Source organism: Caballeronia terrestris (assembly GCF_001544515.1).
GTDB lineage: Bacteria > Pseudomonadota > Gammaproteobacteria > Burkholderiales > Burkholderiaceae > Caballeronia > Caballeronia terrestris.
The window spans coordinates 97,444-118,494 of record NZ_FCOL02000001.1; the positions used below are offsets into that span (position 1 = coordinate 97,444).

A 21,051-nucleotide genomic window follows, 5' to 3' on the forward strand; every position below is an offset into this window, starting at 1 on the left:
TGTCCTCACTGCGCTTCGTACGAAGGTTTGATTCCGCGCATCTGCGGATGCGTGCCGTGCTTGTCCGTGATGTGTTCCGTGTGCGTGAGCTTGCGCAGCAGCACGTAGAAGACCGGCGTGAGCATCAGCCCGAAAAGCGTGACGCCGAGCATGCCGAAGAACACGGCGATACCCATCGCGTGGCGCATTTCCGACCCCGCGCCCGTCGACATCACGAGCGGCACCACGCCCATGATGAAAGCGATCGACGTCATCAGGATCGGGCGCAGACGCAGTCGGCTCGCCTCGATCGCGGCCTCCATGATCGAGCGTCCCTGCATCTCCAGCTCACGCGCGAACTCCACGATCAGGATCGCGTTCTTCGCCGAGAGCCCCACGAGCACCATCAGGCCGATCTGCGTAAAGATGTTGTTGTCGCCGTCGGTGAGCCACACGCCGAGCAACGCCGACAGGATGCTCATCGGCACGATCATGATGATCGCGAACGGCAGCGTCAGGCTTTCGTACATCGCGGCAAGCACGAGGAACACGAGCAGTACGCTGATCGGGAAAATAAACAGCGCCGCGTTGCCAGCGAGAATCTGCTGATACGTGAGATCGGTCCATTCGAACTTGATCCCGCGCGGCAGCGTTTCGGCGGCGATGCGTTCGGCCGCGGCCTGCGCCTGACCCGACGAGTAGCCCGGCGCCGGGCCGCCGTTGATGTCGGCGGCGGTGTAGCCGTTGTAGCGCACGACCATTTCCGGGCCATACGTCGGCGTGACCTTCACGAGCGATGACAGCGGCACCATATCTCCGTTCGCGTTGCGCGTCTTGAGCAGACCGATGTCCTCGGCGCTCGCACGGAACGGCGCATCCGCTTGCACACGAACCTGATACACGCGGCCGAACTTGTTGAAGTCGTTCACGTAGAGCGAGCCGAGATAGACCTGCATCGTGTTGAACACATCGGTGACGGACACGCCAAGCTGCTTCGCTTTCACGCGATCCAGATCGACGTTCAATTGGGGCACGTTGATCTGATAGCTCGAGAACGTCGGGCCGAGTTCCGGCGTCTGCGAGGCACGCTTGATGAACGCCTGCGTCGCGTCGTTGAGCGCTTCGTAGCCGAGCGCGCCGCGGTCCTCCAGTTGCATCTTGAAGCCACCGAGCGTGCCCAGGCCGAGCACCGGCGGCGGCGGGAACACGGCGATGAACGAACCCTTGATCGCCGCGTACTTCTGGTTCAGCGCACCCGCGATCGCTCCCGCCGACAGTTCCTTCGTCTTGCGGTCATGGAACGGCTTCAATGTCACGAACACGATGCCCGCGCTCGACGAATTCGTGAAGCCATTCACCGACAAGCCTGGAAACTCCACCGCGCTTTCCACGCCCGGTTGCTTGCGCGCAATATCCGTCATCTGGCGGACCACCTGCTCGGTGCGATCGAGCGAGGCGCCATTGGGCAACTGCGCGAAGCTGATCAGATACTCCTTGTCCTGCGCGGGCACGAAGCCGCCCGGCACGACCTTGCCCATCAGCACCGCGCCGCCGAGCAGCACGGCATAAAGGCCCATCATGATCGCCTTGCGGTTGATCACCTTGGTCACGCCCTTGCCATACGCTTCCGAGCCGCGATGAAACACCTTGTTGAACTGCTTGAAGAAGCCGCCGAACACGCGGTCCATCGCACGCGTGAGCCAATCCTTCGGCTCGTCGTGGCCCTTGAGCAGCATCGCGGCGAGCGCGGGCGAAAGGGTCAGCGAGTTGAACGCGGAAATCACCGTCGAGATGGCGATGGTCATCGCGAACTGCTTGTAAAACTGGCCCGTCAAGCCCGACATGAACGCGAGCGGCACGAACACGGCAACCAGCGTCAACGCGATCGCGATAATCGGCCCGCTCACTTCGCGCATCGCCTGATAGGTCGCTTCACGCGCCGACAGCCCCGACTCGATGTTCCGCTCGACGTTCTCCACGACGACAATCGCATCGTCCACCACGATCCCGATCGCGAGCACCATCCCGAAGAGCGAGAGTGCGTTGATCGAGAAGCCGAACGCGAGCAGCAGCGAGAAGGTCCCGATGATCGACACCGGCACCGCGAGCAGCGGAATGATCGACGCGCGCCACGTCTGCAGGAACACGATCACGACGAGCACGACGAGCGCAATCGCTTCGAGCAGCGTGTGGATCACGGCCTCGATACTGGAGCGCACGAACTGCGTCGGGTCATAGACGATCTGGTACTCGACGCCCGCCGGCATGTCGGCCTTGAGCTCCTTCATCGTCTGACGGACCTGGTCGGAGATCTGCAGCGAGTTCGCGCCCGGCTGCTGGTTGATCGCGATCGCAACCGCCGACTTGTTGTCGAGCAGCGAACGCAAGCCATATTCCGATGCCGCGAGTTCGACACGCGCCACGTCGTGCAGGCGCGTGACCGCGCCATCGGGCGAGGTCTTGAGCACGATGTCCTTGAACTCGGACTCGTTCTGCAAGCGGCCCTGCGCGTTCACGTTCAGTTGCACGGGCACGTTCGGCAGCGTCGGCGACGCACCGATCACACCGGCCGCGACCTGCACGTTCTGCTCGCGGATCGCGTTGACGACATCGGTCGCCGTCATCCCGCGCTGCGCGACCTTCTGCGGATCGAGCCAGATGCGCATCGAATAATCGCCCGAGCCCCAGAGCTGCACCTGCCCCACGCCGCCGATCCGCTCGAGCCGGTCCTTCACGTTGATCAGCGCGTAGTTGCGCAGATACGTCATGTCGTAGCGGCCGTTCGGCGAGTTCAGGTGGACCACCATCGTCAGCGTCGGCGACGACTTGATCGTCGTGACGCCGAGGAGCTGCACATCCTGCGGAAGGCGCGGCAAGGCCTGCGACACGCGGTTCTGCACGAGCTGCTGCGCCTTGTCCGGATCGGTGCCGAGCTTGAACGTGACGGTGAGGTTCAGGTTTCCGTCGCTGTTCGCCTGCGACTGCATGTAGAGCATGTTCTCGACGCCGTTGATCTGCTCTTCCAGCGGCGAGGCCACGGTTTCGGCGATGACCTTCGGGTTCGCGCCCGGATACTGCGCGTGCACGACGACCGACGGCGGCACGACTTCCGGATACTCGGAAATCGGCAGCTTGAACATCGCGATCACGCCCGCGAGCAGCACCACCACCGATAGCACGCCCGCGAAGATCGGGCGGTCGATGAAGAATTTGGATATGTTCATGACAGTTGTTTTTGCCTTAGAGCAGCGCTCGTGACGCCGCTTGTTTGACGTTCCTGTTGACGTCCCTTAGGAAGCCGCCTTGGGAGCGGGCGCGTTGTTCGCCATCGAGACGCCGTTCGCCTTCACGACATCGTTCGGACGCACGCGCTGCAAGCCGTTCACGACGATGCGCTCGCCCGGAGCAAGACCCTTCGTGATGACGCGCAGGCCTTCCTGCTGCGTGCCGAGCGTGACTTCGCGGTACTGCACGCGGTTGTCCTTGTCGACGACCATCACGTACTTCTTGTCCTGATCGGTGCCGATGGCGGCGTCGTCGACGAGCACGGCCGGATGCGGCGTGCCGCCGCCTACCTTGACGCGCGCGTAGAGGCCCGGCAAGAGCGCGCCGTCAGCGTTGTCGAAGCGTGCGCGCACGCGGATCGTGCCCGAGTTCGTATCGATCCTGTTGTCGACCGAGGCCACCGTGCCTTCGCGCGAATAGCCGTCTTCGTTGGCGAGGCCGAGCGAGACCGGCACCGTGGCCTTCGTATCGCGGCTCAGATAACGCAGGTACGTTTGCTCGTCCATGTCGAACGAGGCGTAGATCGGCGAGACCGAGACGAGCGTCGTGAGGAGCGGCGCGTTCGCACCCGTCGAGACGATGTTGCCCACCGTCATCTCCGCGCGCGACACGCGGCCCGACACGGGCGCGACGATGTTCGTATAGGTCAGGTTGATCTTCGCGGTTTCGAGCGCCGCCTGCGCGGCCTTCAGGCCCGCGATCGCCTCACGCGATGCGTTCTGCTTCTCGTCGTAATCGCGCTTGGCGATGGCGTTGTCGGCGAGCAGTCGCTCGGCGCGCGCCGCATCGGTCGACGTATAGCCGTTACGCGCTTGCGCCGATGCCACTTGCGCCGCCGCGCGATCGACTTCGGCGACGTACGGACGCGGATCGATCGTGAAGAGCGGATCGCCCTTCTTGACGAGCGCACCGTCCTTGAAATGCACCGCGACGATCGTCCCCGGCACGAGCGGCCGGATATCGACCTTGTCGACCGCTTCGAGGCGGCCCGAGTAGTTCTGCCAGTCGGTGATCGTCTTCGAGACGACGGTCGCGACGTCCACTTCGGTCGCCGTCGCGCTGTGGGCCGCGGCCTCGGCGCTGTTCACGGGCACATCGCCGTGACCGCGCCATGCGGTATAGCCGCCGACTGCCGCCACGACGAGCGCGGCTCCAAGCGATGCGTAAATGCGTTTGCGAGTGAAGAACATGTCGAACTCCGATTAGTCGTTGAGATTTTTATTGCCGCGCGCGCCGGACGGCTTGGCGAGCGCGAGACGTTTTCTGAAAAAGGTGACGACATCCGCGAGCGCGCCCGGGTGCGTCGCGAGGCCCTTGTGCGAGGCCTTGCAGTGACGCGTCACTTCTGTGGGGACGCCTGCGGCGATCAGCTCGCCCGCGTATTTTTCCGCCTCGATATGCAGCAAGTCGTGCTCGGCGCTCGCGATGAGCGCGGGCGGCAAGCCAGCCAGGCGCCGTGATTCGAGCGGCGCCGCATACGGGTGCAGCCTTTGCGATGCGTTCGGCAGATACGCGCGGTACGAACGCGCGCATTCGCACATGCCCATGTCAGAGCCGGTGACCTTCCGTTCGTCGGCGAGGCGCGTCATGCTGGGGTCGAGCAGCGGTGCAAGCAAGGCCTGCGCCGAAATCTCGATATCGCCCCGATCGCGAGCAATGGCGGCAAGGCAGGTCGCGAGATTTCCGCCTGCGTCGTGCCCGGCCACACCAATTCGGTGCGGATCCGCGCGCTGTGCCCGTGCATTTGCGACCGCCCACTGTGCCGCGCGGTACGCGTCTTCGGGCGCAGCGGGAAACGGAAACGCCGGTGCGAGCGAATAATCGACCGAAATGACCCACGCCTGCGTATCGCGGGCGATGGTCGCGGCGGCGATCTCGGCGTCGTCGAGCGTGCCGTGCGTAAAGCCGCCGCCGTGAAAATAAAGGACAATCGGCAGGACGGTGCCGTCCGGCGCGGGGCGATAGCTGCGCAGCACGATCGGCTGCGCGTGTCCCGCGATGCGGACTTCTTCGATGCAAAGCCTCGGAGCGAGCCCCTGATCCAGCGTTGTTGCCATGGTTATTGCGGCGTGTTCGCGCCATCCCACCTGAGTTGCGATGGAACGAATTCTGGTGCCCGCAGGTTTTTAGATAAATGCCTATAATCCGGCAACACAATTCGGTCGCACTGAACAATCGCGGCTCGTCATCCTTATTCACTTCTTAGCAGCGCGCTTAATTTTCCTTTATTCCGCGCGCCAATAAGCATTTGACGGTGAGAGAAATGGATCGGCTACAGGCAATGCAGGTCTTTACACGAGTTGTCGACACCAATAGTTTTTCGCGCGCAGCGGACACGCTCAACCTGCCGCGCGCATCGGTGACGACGATCATTCAAAATCTCGAGGCGTTTCTCAACGTGCGGCTCCTGCAACGCACGACACGGCGCCTCAATCTCACGCCCGACGGCGCCGCGTATTACGAGCGGTGCGTGCGCATCCTCGCGGACATCGAGGAAACGGAGAGCTCGTTCGCGAGCAGCGCGAAAGGTCCGCGCGGCAAGCTGCGCGTCGATATGCCAGGCGCGATCGGACGCATGATCGTGATGCCCGCGATGTGCGAATTCCACTCGCGCTATCCGGATATCGAGCTGATGGTCGGCTTCGGCGACAAGCCGGTCGATCTGATCCAGGAAGGCGTCGATTGCGTGATTCGCGTGGGCACGCTGCAGGATTCGAGTCTCGTCGCGCGGCGCATCGGCGTGTTTCAGGGCCTGACCGCCGCGAGCCCGGGCTACATCGAACGCAACGGCGCGCCGCAGACCATCGAAGATCTGGAGCAGCACACGGCCGTGAATTATTTTTCGAGCCGCACGGGCCGCGTGATCGACATGGACTTCGTTGTCGACGACAAAACGGTCGAAGTGAAGATGCGGGGCGCGATCGCCGTGAACGATGCCGAGGCGTATCTGAGCTGCGGCGTGAAAGGCGCGGGCCTGATTCAGCCGCCGCGTTTCATGGCGCTTCCGTATCTGCAATCGGGCGAACTCGTCGAGGTGCTGCCGCAGTGGAAGCCTTTGCCCATGCCGATTTCGGCGGTTTATCCGCATAACCGGCATCTTTCGCAGAAGGTGCGCGTGTTCGTCGACTGGGCGGCGGAGTTGTTCGAGCGCTGCCCGCTGCTGTCGGGTCAGGAAGACTCGGAAGGCCGTTGCCTGCCGACCAGCACGCCTGCTTCGATGGTGGTCAAGCGCGGTGTGCCGGAAGTCGCGGGCACCGTCGATGTGGTTGCATAGCTAAACGTTTCGCATGTTTAAGCGGGCGCTCTTTCGGGCGCCCGCTTCGTTTTAAATCCCTTCGTAATCCAAGCCTATTCGCTTTTATTCGGCGCGAATTGCCTTGCGATGTTCCCCGAATCGCCCGCTCCATAAGGCGTGCCGCGATTGTTCGTCTAAATCGATTAATCTTTTCGCCTCTCGCGCATTTATCCGCGGCCCTCGCTTGACTACATTTCGTCCTGTCGCAGCGTTCTCGATGACGCTGCTCTCAAACAAGTTGCACCGACAGGAGCGTCATCATGAAAAGCCGACTGATCGCAGGTCTCTCGTTCGTCGCCATCGCCGCAGTCATTTCGACCGCAGCGTTCGCCGACGGCGGCATCGGGCGTGCCGGAACGTATCAAGCGGACACGAACACCGTGCAAACCACGAAGACGCGTGCGGAAGTGAAAGCGGAAATCGCCACCGCATATTCGAATGGGACATTGCCCGCGCTGAATCGCAATTCGTATCCGGAAAAGAGCCTGACGGGTGTTGCGATTGCCGAGCAGTCCGCACACCGCGCCGCGCTGGCTGAACAGCGCAATCGCGAGATCGTCGAGTATGCGAACGGGTCAGCTACGCAAAGCGGCGTTGCTGCACACTGAAGTTATATGAGGGAAAGCATCATGAACGACAACACACCACTCGAGCAGTTCTCGGCACTCGATGACTGGGCGCCCGCGCAACCGGTATGGCGTCCGTATGTGCCCAAAGCGGAAAGCACGACAGATAGCCAGGCAGGAGAAGCCGCGTGGGTGCGGTGATAGTCGCCGCGGTCTTCGTGATCGCGACGATTGCAGGGCCGCAAGTCGTTTCCGATGCAGCCCGCTCGCAGGTCGAGCGGGTCGTGTCGCAAACGGCTACGCCCGCGACGAATACGGTCGCGAGCGCGTCCGACTAATCGATCACCCGCAAGCGCCGATTTCCCCGCACGCCGTGCAGAAATCGCAGCCGTCCTTGCGGATTACCGCGTTGGCGCCGCACGTCGAGCATTTGCGGCCATGCATGCGCATCAGCGAATGACCGTCGCCGGACGATGGATCGAGTTGCGTGAGGTCCTCTTCACCGGCAGTCTCGAGCACCGGCTGCGCCAACGCGGCATGACTGCGTTTTTGCGCCAACGTGCGCGACGGAACCTGATCGCCCTCGGCATCGAGGAAGCCGCGTCGGAAGAGAATCTGCTGGATCGCATACGCGAGCGCCGCGACTTCCGAATCGTGCCAGCGCGGACTGCGATGACCGTCGAGCCGCTCGACGTCGCCCAGCCGCACCTGTCCGCGATCCCACGAGACCTTGCGCATATCCTGCAGATTCCGCGCGACGAACCCGCCGCGCGCCGCGAGCGAAAGCGAACGCATCGTCGCCGTGATCCACTGCTGCGATTCGTCGCGCTGCCCAGTCGGGATGAAAAACTCGATCGGCCGCTCGATCGTCACGTCCTCGCCGCCGAGCCTTCCTGTCACTTCGATGAACGACACTGCCACATAAAGCGACTTCTTGCCGGCCTGCGTCAAATATTCGACCTTCTCGATGATCGCGGGCAACTCGCCGCGCGGCCGATGGTCGATCGCGATACGCAGCGGGTCCTGCTCGAGATCGGGATCGGGCGAATCGGCGGGCGTGGTTTCGGGCGTCACCGAAAGCACCGCGCCGAGCGTCTCGTTCGGCCGATACGTCGCGAGCCCTTTTAGCCCGCGCCGCCACGCTTCGAAATAAAGGTCCTGGAACGCGTCGAACGGATAATCTGCGGGGACGTTGACCGTCTTCGAGATCGACGTATCCACGAATGGCTGCACCGCCGCCATCATCTCGAGGTGATCGTGCGCGGACATTCCGAGCGCGCTCACGAAGTAATCGGGCAGCGACTTCACATCGCCGCCGAGTTCACGATACAGCCGGTACGCGTGATCCTCCACCGCGAACGACTGACGCCCCCCATCGGCCATGCGTTTCGTGCGCGTGTAGGTCCACGAGAACGCGGGCTCGATGCCGTTCGATGCGTTGTCCGCGAACGCGAGGCTCACGGTACCCGTCGGCGCGATGGATAGCAGATGGCTGTTGCGGATGCCGCTCTTGCGGATGTCTTCCTTGATGTCCTCGGGCAAGCGCGATGCAAACGTGCCGTCCTCCAGATACTGCTTCGCGTTGAAGAGCGGAAACGCGCCGCGCTCGCGCGCCAGTTCCACCGACGCGCGATACGCCTCGTCGCGCATCGTGCGCGCGACGCGCGTCGCGAACTCGCGGCCTTCGGGCGCGTCGTAGCGAATGCCGAGCATCACGAGCGTATCGCCGAGACCGGTGAAGCCCACGCCGATGCGCCGCTTCGCCTCCGCTTCACGCGCCTGTTCAGGCAGCGGCCAGAGCGTGACGTCGAGCACGTCGTCGAGGAAGCGCACCTGGATGCGCGTGGTTTTCGCGAGCGCGTCCCAGTCGAACGCCGGCGTGCCGCCGTGACGTTGCGCGAACGGATCACGCACGAAACGCGTGAGATTGAGCGGCCCGAGATTGCAGCAGCCGTATGCAGGCAACGGCTGCTCGCCACAGGGATTCGTCGCGCGGATCGTTTCGATCGCTCGCAGGTTGTTGTCGTCGTTCATGCGCGACATGAACACGACGCCCGGCTCGGCCACGTCGTAAGTCGAACGCATGATCACGTCCCACACTTCACGCGCCCGCACCTCGCGATAGACCCACAGGCCGTCGTCGCGCCGGCGCAGATCGGCCGATGCACGCAGCGCGGGCGACGGCTCCGCGCGATGGACGAGTTCCCACGAGGCATCGTCGGCGACGGCCTGCATGAATTCGTCCGATACCGCCACCGACACGTTGAAGTTGTTCCAGCGCCCCTTCGTGTGCTTCGCCGAAATGAACTCGAGCAGGTCAGGATGCGTGCAATCGAGGATGCCCATCTGCGCGCCGCGCCGCGAACCCGCGCTTTCGACGGTGCGGCACGACGCATCGAACACGTCCATGTAGCTGCATGGTCCCGACGCCGACGAACCCGTCGAATGCACGCGCGCACCCTTTGGCCGGATCGCGGAGAAGTTGTAGCCGACGCCGCCGCCGCGCCGCATCGTCTCGGCCGCCTGCAACAGCGCCACGTAAATGCCCGGCAAGTTCGTTTCATCGACGCCTTGAATCGCATCGCCGACCGGCTGTACGAAGCAGTTGATGAGCGTCGCCTCGATGCCCGTTCCCGCCGCGCTCATGATGCGGCCGGCTCCCAGCGCACCGCGCTTGAAGTTGTCGACGAAATCGTTTTCGACCTTCTTTCTGAGCGCCTCCGGCTCGGCGAGCGACACGCCGCGCGCGACGCGCCGGTAGATGTCCTCGATGCGGCTCTCGTCGCCCTTCGCGTATTTCTCAAGCATCACGTCGATGGAAAACTGCTGCGGTGCAACGGGGGTGCTGAGATTGTCTTCTGCCATGTCCGATCCTTTTGAAACTCGCAGGCGCTTCAGCAAATGGGAAGCGCCGGTCCGAAAAGACGATCCCAGACGATAGCGCGATTGAGCGGGGCACGCCACGCGTCGACTTGATTTTTGGAAGGGGATGCGGCCCCGGCATTGGTCAGAGCGTTCGGCAGGCAGCGGCGCGCTTTGCCGCTAAACTGCTGAAGTTTCATCCAGGCCCGCGCACCAGCACGGATTGCCCAATAAAACTCGAAACCGCATGAATTCATCGACGCCGATCTTCGGCATCTCGGGCCGCTCGGGGCAGGGAAAGACCACGCTGATCGAAGCGTTGCTGCCGTGGTTTCGCTCGCGTGGTCTGATCGTAAACGTCGTCAAGCACAGCCATCATTCGATCCAGCTCGAACCGCCGCAGAAGGACAGCGCGCGCTTTCGCGAGGCCGGTGCGGGCGAGGTGCTGATTGCATCGCCGTATCGCTATGCGATCATGCGCGAATTGCATGACGAGGGAGAACCGCCTTTGGCCGAGCTCGTGAGCAGGATGTCGCCGGCGGATATCACGATCGTCGAAGGCTTTTCGCGAGAGAGGCTGCCGCGCCTCGAAGTCGTGCGCACGGCATTGTCCACCGAGCCGCTCTACGAGACCGATGCGGCAATCCTCGCGATCGCCTCCGACGACCCCGCATCGATCTCAACGACCTTGCCCGTTTTGCAACTCAACGACATCGACAGTATCGGCGCGTTCATCTGCAAGACGCTCGGCATGTAAGCTGGCCTTTGTCGGGCATTGCACCGGATCAAGGAGTTGTTGGGTGCTCTTCCCTTGATTAATTCCGCAACACCTTTCGCCGGATCGGTGAAATTTGCCTACTGCCCTGCGATGGCCTCGCCCGCGACGCCCTTGCGCGCCAGCGAAAGCGCTTCGTCGAGCACCTCGCTATCGCCGATGTGGTTCGCGAGCAGCAGCACGAGCTTGGCGTTCATCATCTGGCTCTGTTCGTCGGTGAGGCCGTTGTGGGCATCGATCAGACGCTCATAGAAGCCGTCGTAGTCCGCGATATTCGTTTCGATAGTCAGTTTCATGGCCGTTCACCCGTTGCAGGTCGCGCGATTGATGGCTGCCGCGACCGCCGCGGCATCGAAAGCGCGCCAGCGCGCGCACACATGCTGGTCCGGACGCAGCAGATAGAACGTCCCGGGCCGCGCATCGAAGCGTTGCGCGACGATGCTTTCCACGTCTTCGATTATTCGGACGCCCAGCAGCGGCCCGATCGCGGCGCCGCCTGGCACGACGATCAGGGCGCGCATCGGGATCGAAGAACACGTGCTTGGATTCAGGCGCTCTGCAAATCGCGCGGCTTCGTCGGCGGAGGCACAGAAATAGACGCCAGTGAACACGCCGCCGCCCGTCTGCGCGAGAAACCACGCCGCCTCGCCCGCCACACGCACCGGCGCATCCGTGCTCACCGCGCCCGGCACCATCGCGCAGGAGAAGGCGTCACCCGGACGATCGGCGGTGTTGAGCGGCGAATCGCGCAGCACCGCCGGCACCGAGAGGCGCCCGCTGTTTGCCATCCGCCGCGCGAATGGGCAATCCTTCGCGAGCTTGAGCGTCGCGTCGCGGAACAAGCGCGAGACCGCGCTCTTCGGCGTGATGAAATCGGTCGCGCGGGTCGAGTTGCGGATGTTTTCGTCGGCTGCGAATTCGCGCTCGGACGCGTAGGTGTCGAGCAAGGTCTGCGGCGCTTCACCGTTCAGCACGAGGCGCAGCTTCCACGCGAGGTTGTCGGCGTCCTGCACGCCGCTGTTCGCGCCGCGCGCGCCGAACGGCGACACGCCGTGCGCCGAATCGCCCGCGAACAGCACGCGCCCGTGGCGGAACTTGTCCATCCGCAGGCACGAGAACGTGTAGACGCTCACCCACTCCAGCTCGAATTCGACGTCCTCGCCGAGCAGCGCCTTCACGCGCGGAATCACGCGCTCGGGCGCTTTTTCCGCGACCGGATCGGCGTCCCAGCCGAGCTGGAAATCGATGCGCCACACGTCGTCCGGCTGGCGGTGCAGCAGCACCGACTGGTTGCGGTGAAACGGCGGATCGAACCAGAACCAGCGCTCGGCGGGAAACGGCGCCTTCATCTTGACGTCGGCGATCAGGAAACGATCCTTGAACGTGCGGCCGTGGCTGTCGAGGCCGAGCGCCTTTCGCATCGGCGAGCGCGAGCCGTCGGCGGCAACGACGTATTGCGCGCGCAGCGGATACGTGCCGTCGGGCGTCTCGACCTGCAATTCGACGTAATCGTCGTGCTGCGTCACGCCGGTGACGTTGCTTTTCCAGCGCATCTGCAGGTTGTCCGTGCGGCGCGCGCGTTCGGCCAGATAGCCCTCGACGTAATACTGCTGCAAGTTGATGAACGCGGGCCGCGCGTGGCCGGTTTCGGGCAGCAGGTCGAATGTGTAGACGAGTTCGTCCTGCAAAAACACCTTGCCGACGTTCCAGCTCACGCCCTTCTCTACCATCGGCTCGCCGCAGCCCAGGCGATCGAAAATTTCCAGCGTGCGCTTCGCGAAACAGATCGCGCGCGAGCCGTCGGAGAGCTTGTCGTCGTTGTCGACGAGCACCGTGCGCACGCCCTGCTGCGCCAGGTCGATCGCGGTCGCGAGCCCGACCGGCCCCGCGCCGACGACCACCACCGGGTAAAGCGCCGGCGTCGCGGCGTCGTGTTCGGCGGCTCGCTCGTAGTCGAACCGCAGCGTTTGAAAGTCGATCTGCATGGCGTCTCCATCCTCATGTCCGATCAGGCGCGGTCAACGAATGCGTTAATCGATACCTGTTAATTACGCATTGTACAAAGCATTCTGTATTGTTGAATCTGAGTTTACCCTAAGCGCGTGGACGACCGACGTGCGAAAGCGCCGCGAAGCGGATTCGCGGAAAACGCAGGCATCTAAAGGAAAGATTAGGCCGCTGAGAAGCCGAGGCGCGCGGAAACCCGTGCGGCGCACGCGCGCAACGTGGCGGCGAGCGGGCCGTCCCAGGCGCCGTCGAAGGAACCGCTCGGGCCGATCGCCGTGATCGCGAGCACGATGGTGCGGGTGTGATCGAAGACCGGCGCGCTCATCGCGCTGATGCCGGCGACCGGTTCGTCGATGGTCCGCGCGATGCCGTGCTCGCGCACTTCGGCGAGCAGCGCGTCGATCTGCGCTCGGGTGAACTTGCGCCGCGCGGCGCCGATCTGCATGCCGCCCGCTTCCTCGACGGCGACGAGCGCATCGACGGTCAGCGGCGGCAGATACGCCGCGAACGCGCGTCCGGTGGCGGTTTGCAGCAGCGACATCACGGTGCCGGTGCGCATCGTGACGTGGATCGGCACGGTCGCCTCGTTGATGTGGACGATGGTCGGGCCGTAGGTGCCGGCGGTCGCGAGCGCGACGGTGTGCTGAATCTGCCCCGAGATTTCGCTGATTTCGGGAATTGCGAGCCGAACGGGATCGACGCGTTGCAGGCTGATCAACCCCATTTGCAGCGCGAACGGGCCGAGTTCGTAGCGGCCGGTGGCGCCGTCCTGCTGGATCAGCCCGAGGTTGCCGTAGCTCACGAGATACGGATGCGCCTTCGCCGACGACATTCCCGCCTTCTTCGCGAGATCGCCGAGCAGCAGCGGGCCGCCGTGGTCCACAAGCGCGCGCAGCAGCGCGCCGCCCACTTCGATCGACTGAATACCGCGCCGCGCTCCGGTCATCCGTGGCCTTTTTTTCGTTTTGAGAATGGGCGGGATGATAACGCTAAGCCAGCCGTTCGATCAGCGCGCGATGCTGCGGATGCGCCGTCGCGAGCGCATCGGCATCGGCCATCTCGAATTCGCCGAATTCGAAGCCGGGCGCGACCGTGCAGCCGACGAGCGCTACGCCAGCAGGCGCCGCGCACTCGGCCGCGAACCAGTCGCCTGCCGTGACCACCGCCTGGAACACGGCGTCCGGATGCGTCAGCGCATTGCCGAGCCTAAGCGTGACGAGCGCGCCGTGCGCATCGATGACGTGGACGTCGATCGGCTCGCCCGCGTAGAAATGCCAGACTTCGTCGGACTGGATGCGGTGCCACGCGGAATGCGCGCCGTCGCAGAGCAGGAAGTAGATTGCCGTCGATGCCGAGCGCGTTTCTTCTGCGCCGTCACGCGTCACGCGCGCCGTCGAGCGGTACGTCTCGCGGAAATACCCGCCCTCCGGATGCGGCTGCAAGCCGAAGCGGCGAATCAGTTCGTCTTTGTCGATGTAAGGCATTGGCATAAAAAGGGACAAGGAAGCCGCTATTCTGCATCGCGGTCACGCGGGGCGCATTTCTGTTAAATAATGTCCATCCTCCACCGACCGCGACTTCCTCATGACCCTCGATCCCTCCTTGCTGAACGCCTTCGCGCCCACGGGCAAGCTGCGCGCTTCGATCAATCTCGGCAATCCGCTGCTCTCCAACCGAAACGCCGCGACCGGAGAAGTGGGCGGCATTTCCGTCGATCTCGCGCGGGAGTTCGCGGGGCGCCTCGGCGTGGAAGCGGAGTTCGTCGTGTTCGATACGGCGTCGAAATCGGTCGATGCCGTCACGACCGAAGCCGCCGACATCGGCTTTTTCGCGATCGATCCGGCGCGCGGCGCGGGGATCGCGTTCACGGCGCCTTACGTGCTGATCGAGGGCTTCTATCTCGTGCGCGACGATTCGCCTGTTCAGAACAACGAGGACGTCGATCAGGAGACGAACCGCGTCGTCGTCGGCAAGGGCAGCGCGTACGACCTCTTTCTCACGCGCGAGCTGAAGCGCGCGCAGATCGTGCGGGCGGCGTCGTCGCAGGCGGTGGTCGAGACGTTTCTCGCCGACGGCATCGAAGTCGCGGCGGGCGTGAAGCAGCAACTCGAAGCCGATAGCGCCGGCAAGCCCGGGCTGCGGCTGCTGGGCGAGCGCTTCATGGTCATCCAGCAGGCGATGGGCACGCCGAAAAGCCGCGGCGAAGCGGCGGCGGCGCATTTAAAGGCGTTCGTCGAGGAGATGAAACGCGACGGGTTCGTCGCGGCGTCGCTTGCCCGGCACGGTGTGAAAGGCGCGTCGGTGGCGCCTGCAAGCGATCTCTGAGTTCTGCCCCGCGCGATGAACGTCACGATCGAAGTCGCCGACTGGATTGACGAGGACTTTGCCGCAGATATCGGCGGCGGCCTCGCGGCGTTCAATGCTGAGGTGCTTGGACCTTCGCGGCAGTTGGATCTTGCGGTGTCGATCTTTGCGGATGATGACCTCGTCGGCGGCCTGGCCGGTTTCACGGCGTGGGACTGGCTCTTCGTCAAATGGCTCTGGATCCGCGACGACGCGCGCGGTCAGGGGCTTGCTGCGCGCGCGGTTGAAGCGGCCGAGCGGGAAGCGGTGAAACGCGGCTGCCGCGCCGCGTGGCTCGATACGCTGAATCCGGACGCCAAACGCCTCTACGAGCGATGCGGATTCGTCGTGTTCGGCGAATTGCCGGATTTTTTCGCGGGCAGCACGCGGTTTTTCATGCAGAAGCGGTTCGAGGTGGTGAGCGCGTAGCGCGACGGGGCGGCGCGGTTCGCTTGGCTGACGCGGCTGCGCGTCTGGCGCGTCTGGCGCTTCTGGCGCTTCTGGCGCTTCTGGCGCTTCTGGCGCTTCTGGCGCTTCTGGCGCTTCTGGCGCTTCTGGCACGGTGGCACATTCAGCCCAGTGGCGCGCTTGTTACCTCAACGCGCCCAACGCGGCCGCCCAAGAACCGCACGCGCTCCCCTCACCGCCCCAATCCGAGCCGCGCCGCCACCCGCTCGACGATCTTCCCCCGCGCCGCGAGATTCGCCGCCGAGCGCTCCCTTACCGTTTCTACGACTGCACGCGGCGCGCTGTCCGGCGAACCTGCGTCGAACGGCGGTGCGGGCGCGTATTCAAGTTCCAATTGAATCGCCTGCGCCTCCTCCGCGCCGACGAGCTCCTCAGCCAGCGTCAGCGCGAAATCGATACCCGCCGTAATCCCGCCGCCCGTCAGCAGATTGCCGTCGCGCACGACGCGCTCGCGCACCGGAATCGCCCCCAGATCGGCCAGCAGCGAGTGGAACGCCCAGTGCGTCGTCGCACGCCGGCCGCGCAGGAGGCCCGCCGCGCCGAGTACGAGCGCGCCCGTGCACACCGACGTCACGAAGCGCGCGCCGCGCGCCTGCGTCCGGATGAAGTCGAGCGTCTCGTCGTCCTCCATCAGAGCGCCGACGCCCGAGCCGCCCGGGATGCAGATCACATCGAGCGGCGGGCAGTCGTCGAACGTGGTGTCGGGCGTGAGCACCATCCCGCTCGACGATTCCAGCGCCGCACGCGTCTTCCAGACCAGATGGACAGTCGCGCCGGAGATTTGCGCAAAGACATCGTGCGGGCCGGTCAGGTCGAGTTGCTGGACGCGCGGGAACAACAGCAGGCCGATATGGAGCGTCATGGCAGTTTCCTTTTCGAGTGAGAGGTGGACGGAGAAATCGTACGCCGCTACGCTATGGCGTGAATGACACATAGCCCACGTTTCACGCCAACCGCCATGAATCTGCAAAACACGCGACATATCGATGTGCTCGCCTTCGCCAACGTCCAGTTGCTCGACGTCGCCGGGCCCCTGCAGGCGTTCGCCTCCGCCAATGAACTGGCCTGCGCACGCGGCGACGCGCCGCCGTACTTGCCGCGCGTCATCGCGGCGGGTGATGGCGGGACCGTGACGACCTCCGCCGGACTCGGCCTCGTCGTGCATCCGCTGCCGGGCGAGGGCGAACCGTCCGATACGCTCGTCGTCGCGGGCGGCTGGGGCGTGTACGAGGCGTCGCGCGATCCAGTGTTGGTCGCGTGGGTACGCCAGCAGGCGTCGCTGGCGCGGCGCGTGGCGTCGGTCTGCACGGGAGCGTTCCTGCTCGCGGCGGCGGGCCTCCTCGACGAGCGCCGCGCCGTTACGCACTGGACGCGCTGCGCCGAGCTCTCCGAACGCTACCCGGCAGTGCGCGTCGAGCCCGATCCGATCTTCATCCGCGACGGCGATGTCTGGACCTCGGCGGGCGTCACGGCGGGCATCGACCTGGCGCTCGCGCTGATCGAAGACGATCTCGGCCGCGCGCTCGCGCTCGATGTCGCGCGGCATCTGGTCGTGTTTCTCAAGCGCCCTGGCGGGCAGGCGCAGTTCAGCGCGGCGCTCTCGCTGCAAAAAGCGGGCGATCGATTCGGCGAACTGCACGCATGGATCGCGGAGAATTTGTCGGCGGATTTGTCGGTGGGCGCGCTCGCGACGCGCGCCGGCATGAGCGAGCGCAGTTTCGTGCGCCACTATCACGCGCAGACCGGCCTCACGCCCGCGCGATCGATCGAGCAATTGCGGCTCGAAGCAGCGCGGCGCCTGCTCGGCGATACGGCGCTGCCGGTGAAGCGAATAGCCGCGCGCTGCGGCTTCGGCTCGGAGGAAACGATGCGGCGCGGCTTCCTGCGCGCGCTCGGCGTGACGCCGCAGGCTTACCGGGAGCGGTTCACGTCGCGGCAATGACGCCATGACGTACCCCGTCGGCTTTCGCGCACTGTCCACGCGCGCACTGCCGGGACCCCGATCGATCGGATGGCACGGTCCACGCGTGCGCCGACGACATCATTTCTGCCATCTGGCCCGACCGACGCGGGCGCGAATGCCAATGCCAGCGCCGCCGCCGGACTCCTCACTTATTGGCCGTTTTGCTTTTACACGAGCGCGGCTTTATTCTTCATACGCAACGTGCACCCTGCGCGAAGGCTTCGAGAAACATCTCAAGCCTCCGACCGCGCGTGCCGTTAGCACGAATAGACCGATCCACGGAACGGTTCACCGCTCGAATTATACAAAAGGGGTTGGCTTGCTCGCCCTGCACTGCCGATGAGTGTTTTCCCATGATTGACGTCTCGCCCGACTCGAACGATGCGCCGAGCGCCGCCACCGCCGCGCCGTCGATCGATGCCCTGTTGCGCCCGGCGCCCGGCTGCGGCCGGCCGTGCGCCTGGGCGTGGTATCGCGCGGGCGAGCAGTTGCACCTCGCGGGCCGGGGCGATGCGCCGCTCGACTGGCCGCAGGGCATCGCCGAAGATCGTTTCGCGGCGCTTTGCGCGGCGCGCGGCTGGCATCGCTGGCCGACCGGCCGTGGCGAAAACGTGCTCGGCTGGCTCGTCGCGCCCGCCGAATTCGCCGCCGACGAATCCTTGCGCGACCTCGCGAGGCGCCTCGGCGAGCGCGTACAGACCGACGCCCTCGCCCACGCGCAAAACACGCAGCGCGTGCTGTACGAGATCGCGTATCTCGCGAGTTCGGTGCCCGATCGCGCCGCGTTCCTGCAGCGCATTCACGAGCGGCTCGGCACGCTGATCGACGCCGAGAACTTCTACCTCGCGCTCTACGACCGCAAGAGCGGCAAGATCACGTATCCGTACTACGTCGACGTGATCGATACGGAAGTCGTCGCCGCCGAGAACTACGACCTTCTGAATCCCGATCGCCTTTCGCTGACCGCGCGCGTGCTGACGACCGGCCAGCCGCTCCTCGTCGATGCCGCGATGATCCGCGCCGCCGAACGCGAAGGCAGTTACTACTGCATCGGCGACCGCCCCGAGTTCTGGATGGGCGCGCCGCTGAAAAACGCATCGGACGAAGTGTTCGGCATGCTCGCGATGCAGGTTTACGACGTCTCGCGCGTATACAGCGCCGAGGACCGCGCGCTCTTTCTCGTGGTCGCGCGGCACGTCGCGATGGCGCTCGACCGGATCCTGCACCGCGCCGACCTCGAAGAGCAGGTCGCGCGGCGCACTTCGGAACTTTCACGCGTGAACGCGGCGTTGCGCGAAGGCATCGCCGAGCGCGAGCGCGCCGAACATTTGCAGGCGGCGCTCTTTCAGATCGCGGAACTGTCGAGCCGTCCGGGGGATATGGTCGAATTCTTCCGCAGCCTGCACGACATCGTCGGCGAGCTGCTTTATGCGCGCAATTTTTACATCGCGCTCTTCGATACCGATACGCAGGAAGTCTCGTTCCCCTATTACGTCGATGAGATCGTCCACGAGCCGCCGCTGCCGCGCCGTGGGCAGCGCGGCCTGACCGAATACGTGATCCGCCAGCGCCGCCCGTGCCTGATCGATGCCCCCGACGCGCGGCGCCTGATCGCCGAGCGCACGATCGATACGGGCAACGAGAACGTGCGGCTGCGTTCGTGGCTCGGCATCCCGCTCTTCGACGGCGACGACGTGCGCGGCGTGCTCGCCGTGCAAAGCTACGCGCCGCTCGTGCGCTATTCGCTACGCGACCAGGAATTGCTCACTTTCGTCTCGCGCCATATCGATACCGCGCTCTCGCGCCGCCGCGCCGCCGAGGCGCTGCATGCGGCGAACGCCGAGCTCGAAGCGCGCGTGCAGATCCGCACGCGCGAACTCGACAACGCCAACGCGCGGCTCGTCCACGAAAATTCGCACGACGCGCTGACCGGCCTGCCGAACCGCAGCCACTTGCTGCAGCGCTTGCAGGCCGAATGGCGGGCGTATCGCGAGCATGGGCGGCAGGTGACGGTGATGTTCATCGACCTGGACCGCTTCAAGGTCGTGAACGACAGCCTGGGCCACCATTACGGCGACCTGCTGCTCGTGCAGGCGGCCGAGCGGCTGCGCGCATGCCTGCGCACGAGCGACCTGCTCGCGCGGCTCGGCGGCGACGAATTCGCGGTGCTTTCGCCGAATGCGCCGCAGAACGATGCCGTCGCTATCGCCGAGCGGATTCTCGCCGCGTTCGACCTGCCGTTTCACATCGACGATCACGTCGTGTTTTCGTCGTGCAGCATCGGGATCGTGAACGCGGACAGCCAGTTCCACGCCGAACCCGCCGACCTGCTGCGCGACGCCGATACTGCGATGTATCGCGTGAAGAATGCGGGCCGCGACAGTTACGTCGTGTTCAATCACGAGTTGCGGCGAGAGGTGTCGGACCAGGTGGAGCGCGAAGGCGCGCTGCGCAACGCGCTCAAGCGCGACGACGAACTCCTGCCGTTCTTCCAGCCGATCGTCGACGTGACGACGGGCGACGTCGTCGCGCTCGAAGCGCTGATCCGCTGGCGCAAGCCGGACGGGCGCATCGTCGGGCCGGGCGAGTTTTTGCCGGCCGTCGAGGGGCTGCGGATCATCGGGCGGCTGGATTTGTACATGCTCACGCGCGTCGCCGTGATCCTTTCGGACGCGCGGCACGCGAACTGGCCGCCGGTGCACGTGAACTGTTCGAGCTACAGCATGACGCGCCCCGAGTTCGCCGACGACGTGCTCGCGCTGCTGCATAGGCACGGCGTGGCGCCCTCGCGCGTGTGCCTGGAGCTGACCGAAGGCGCGCTCGTCGCGGAGCCGGATCTCGCGCGCCGCACGATGCAGCGTCTCGCGGACAACGGCATGTCCGTCGTCCTCGACGATTTCGGCGCGGGCTTTTCGTCGCTGAGTTACGTGCATCAGTACCGCTTCAGCGGCCTGAAAATCGACAAGTCGTTCATCCTGGAACTGACCGCGAGTTCACGCAGCCGCGCGATCGTGCGGGCGATCGTGCGGATGGCGGAATCGCTCGATTTGACGCTGGTCGCGGAAGGTGTCGAGGATGCCGAGACGCTCACCGTCCTGCGCGACATGGGCGCGGAGCAGGCGCAGGGCTACTTCTTCGCCAAGCCGATGCCGCTCGACGCCCTGATGCGCTCGCCGCTCGCACAGCGCCTCGCGCGCGGCGGCGGCTCGGCGCTGTCGGCGGTGCTCAGGGCATCCCGCCCAGCGACGGCGAGATGATGCTGCCCGGCTCGCCTTCGGCGGTGCCGGCGTCGGTCTGCGCGATGCGCGTCGAAAGCGGCGGGTGACTGCGCGTGCAGGCATCGACGGAATCGGGGCCGAGGCAGTGCTGGAAGGCGTCCGCTTTATCTTTCGATTCGAACGCGTAAATCGCCTGATCGACTTTTACTTCGGTATCGGAAATGCGTTCTGCGTTGAGGGTCATGGTGTTCCTTTTTATATGCATTGATTCAGGGTGCCTGAGCATTACG

At 64.7% G+C, this 21,051-nt stretch carries 19 protein-coding genes; 9 read left to right on the top strand and 10 right to left on the bottom strand.

Annotated features, from left to right (window positions below; genetic code table 11):
- Window positions 1–5 precede the first annotated feature (5 nt).
- The 3 genes from AWB67_RS00465 to AWB67_RS00475 form a co-directional block, all read right to left on the bottom strand.
- A complete protein-coding gene (locus AWB67_RS00465) occupies window positions 6–3,203 on the bottom strand; it encodes an efflux RND transporter permease subunit (RefSeq protein WP_087654265.1) in 3,198 nt (1,065 codons plus the stop codon).
- Window positions 3,204–3,269: 66 nt separating this feature from the next.
- Window positions 3,270–4,454, bottom strand: coding sequence for an efflux RND transporter periplasmic adaptor subunit (locus AWB67_RS00470; RefSeq protein ID WP_087654266.1), 1,185 nt, complete (start codon window positions 4,452–4,454; stop codon window positions 3,270–3,272).
- A gap of 12 nt (window positions 4,455–4,466) precedes the next feature.
- Window positions 4,467–5,321 carry an alpha/beta hydrolase gene (locus tag AWB67_RS00475; RefSeq protein ID WP_087654267.1) on the bottom strand — a complete coding sequence of 285 codons (855 nt, stop codon included), beginning with the start codon at window positions 5,319–5,321 and terminating at the stop codon, window positions 4,467–4,469.
- A gap of 206 nt (window positions 5,322–5,527) precedes the next feature.
- On the opposite strand from AWB67_RS00475, the gene AWB67_RS00480 reads away from it, so the two are divergent.
- The 4 genes from AWB67_RS00480 (at window position 5,528) to AWB67_RS40700 (ending at window position 7,463) form a co-directional block, all read left to right on the top strand.
- Window positions 5,528–6,538, top strand: a complete 1,011-nt coding sequence (locus AWB67_RS00480) for a LysR family transcriptional regulator (RefSeq protein ID WP_087654268.1) — start codon at window positions 5,528–5,530, stop codon at window positions 6,536–6,538.
- Window positions 6,539–6,819: 281 nt separating this feature from the next.
- Complete coding sequence (locus AWB67_RS00485) at window positions 6,820–7,167, top strand: DUF4148 domain-containing protein (RefSeq protein ID WP_087654269.1); 348 nt, start codon at window positions 6,820–6,822, stop codon at window positions 7,165–7,167.
- Between the two features lie 21 nt (window positions 7,168–7,188).
- Window positions 7,189–7,326 carry a hypothetical protein gene (locus tag AWB67_RS40695; protein WP_159907523.1) on the top strand — a complete coding sequence of 46 codons (138 nt, stop codon included), beginning with the start codon at window positions 7,189–7,191 and terminating at the stop codon, window positions 7,324–7,326.
- Window positions 7,314–7,463 carry a hypothetical protein gene (locus AWB67_RS40700; RefSeq protein ID WP_159964758.1) on the top strand — a complete coding sequence of 50 codons (150 nt, stop codon included), beginning with the start codon at window positions 7,314–7,316 and terminating at the stop codon, window positions 7,461–7,463. Before AWB67_RS40695 ends, AWB67_RS40700 begins: the two co-directional genes overlap by 13 nt.
- Window positions 7,464–7,467: 4 nt before the next feature.
- Here the strand turns inward: AWB67_RS40700 and AWB67_RS00490 are convergent, their stop codons facing one another.
- Entirely contained in the window at window positions 7,468–9,990 is a 2,523-nt protein-coding gene (locus tag AWB67_RS00490) for an adenosylcobalamin-dependent ribonucleoside-diphosphate reductase (protein WP_087654270.1), read from the bottom strand.
- 244 nt (window positions 9,991–10,234) lie between these two features.
- Between AWB67_RS00490 and mobB the strand changes: the two genes are divergently transcribed.
- Window positions 10,235–10,744: a molybdopterin-guanine dinucleotide biosynthesis protein B gene (gene mobB, locus AWB67_RS00495; RefSeq protein WP_087654271.1), complete on the top strand. Its 510-nt coding sequence runs from the start codon at window positions 10,235–10,237 to the stop codon at window positions 10,742–10,744.
- Between the two features lie 98 nt (window positions 10,745–10,842).
- On the opposite strand, the gene AWB67_RS00500 is transcribed toward mobB, so the two are convergent.
- From AWB67_RS00500 to AWB67_RS00515, 4 genes are all read right to left on the bottom strand, one after another.
- Window positions 10,843–11,058 carry a DUF2783 domain-containing protein gene (locus tag AWB67_RS00500; RefSeq protein ID WP_087654272.1) on the bottom strand — a complete coding sequence of 72 codons (216 nt, stop codon included), beginning with the start codon at window positions 11,056–11,058 and terminating at the stop codon, window positions 10,843–10,845.
- Window positions 11,059–11,064: 6 nt separating this feature from the next.
- The gene (locus AWB67_RS00505) at window positions 11,065–12,747 is read right to left on the bottom strand and encodes an FAD-dependent oxidoreductase (RefSeq protein WP_087654273.1); all 1,683 of its coding nucleotides are present in this window, start codon (window positions 12,745–12,747) and stop codon (window positions 11,065–11,067) included.
- 185 nt (window positions 12,748–12,932) lie between these two features.
- Window positions 12,933–13,715, bottom strand: coding sequence for an IclR family transcriptional regulator (locus AWB67_RS00510; RefSeq protein ID WP_087654274.1), 783 nt, complete (start codon window positions 13,713–13,715; stop codon window positions 12,933–12,935).
- Window positions 13,716–13,758: 43 nt separating this feature from the next.
- Window positions 13,759–14,259 carry a cupin domain-containing protein gene (locus tag AWB67_RS00515; protein WP_087654275.1) on the bottom strand — a complete coding sequence of 167 codons (501 nt, stop codon included), beginning with the start codon at window positions 14,257–14,259 and terminating at the stop codon, window positions 13,759–13,761.
- A 94-nt stretch (window positions 14,260–14,353) separates the two neighbouring features.
- Here AWB67_RS00515 and AWB67_RS00520 point away from each other — a divergent pair, with 94 nt between their 5' ends.
- On the top strand, window positions 14,354–15,094 hold the full coding sequence (locus tag AWB67_RS00520; RefSeq protein WP_087654276.1) for an ABC transporter substrate-binding protein: 741 nt from the start codon (window positions 14,354–14,356) through the stop codon (window positions 15,092–15,094).
- A 15-nt stretch (window positions 15,095–15,109) separates the two neighbouring features.
- A complete protein-coding gene (locus AWB67_RS00525; RefSeq protein WP_087654277.1) occupies window positions 15,110–15,541 on the top strand; it encodes a GNAT family N-acetyltransferase in 432 nt (143 codons plus the stop codon).
- Window positions 15,542–15,752: 211 nt separating this feature from the next.
- On the opposite strand, the gene AWB67_RS00530 is transcribed toward AWB67_RS00525, so the two are convergent.
- Window positions 15,753–16,442 (bottom strand): DJ-1/PfpI family protein, encoded by a 690-nt coding sequence (locus tag AWB67_RS00530; protein WP_087654278.1) that lies wholly within the window; start codon window positions 16,440–16,442, stop codon window positions 15,753–15,755.
- Window positions 16,443–16,505: 63 nt separating this feature from the next.
- Here AWB67_RS00530 and AWB67_RS00535 point away from each other — a divergent pair, with 63 nt between their 5' ends.
- Both AWB67_RS00535 and AWB67_RS00540 read left to right on the top strand, forming a co-directional pair.
- Window positions 16,506–17,522, top strand: coding sequence for a GlxA family transcriptional regulator (locus tag AWB67_RS00535; RefSeq protein WP_327365052.1), 1,017 nt, complete (start codon window positions 16,506–16,508; stop codon window positions 17,520–17,522).
- 374 nt (window positions 17,523–17,896) lie between these two features.
- Window positions 17,897–20,800 (top strand): bifunctional diguanylate cyclase/phosphodiesterase, encoded by a 2,904-nt coding sequence (locus AWB67_RS00540; protein WP_087654280.1) that lies wholly within the window; start codon window positions 17,897–17,899, stop codon window positions 20,798–20,800.
- On the opposite strand, the gene AWB67_RS00545 is transcribed toward AWB67_RS00540, so the two are convergent.
- The gene (locus tag AWB67_RS00545) at window positions 20,769–21,005 is read right to left on the bottom strand and encodes a hypothetical protein (protein WP_087654281.1); all 237 of its coding nucleotides are present in this window, start codon (window positions 21,003–21,005) and stop codon (window positions 20,769–20,771) included. The two genes, AWB67_RS00540 and AWB67_RS00545, sit on opposite strands and share 32 nt — an antisense overlap.
- Between the last annotated feature and the right edge of the window lie 46 nt (window positions 21,006–21,051).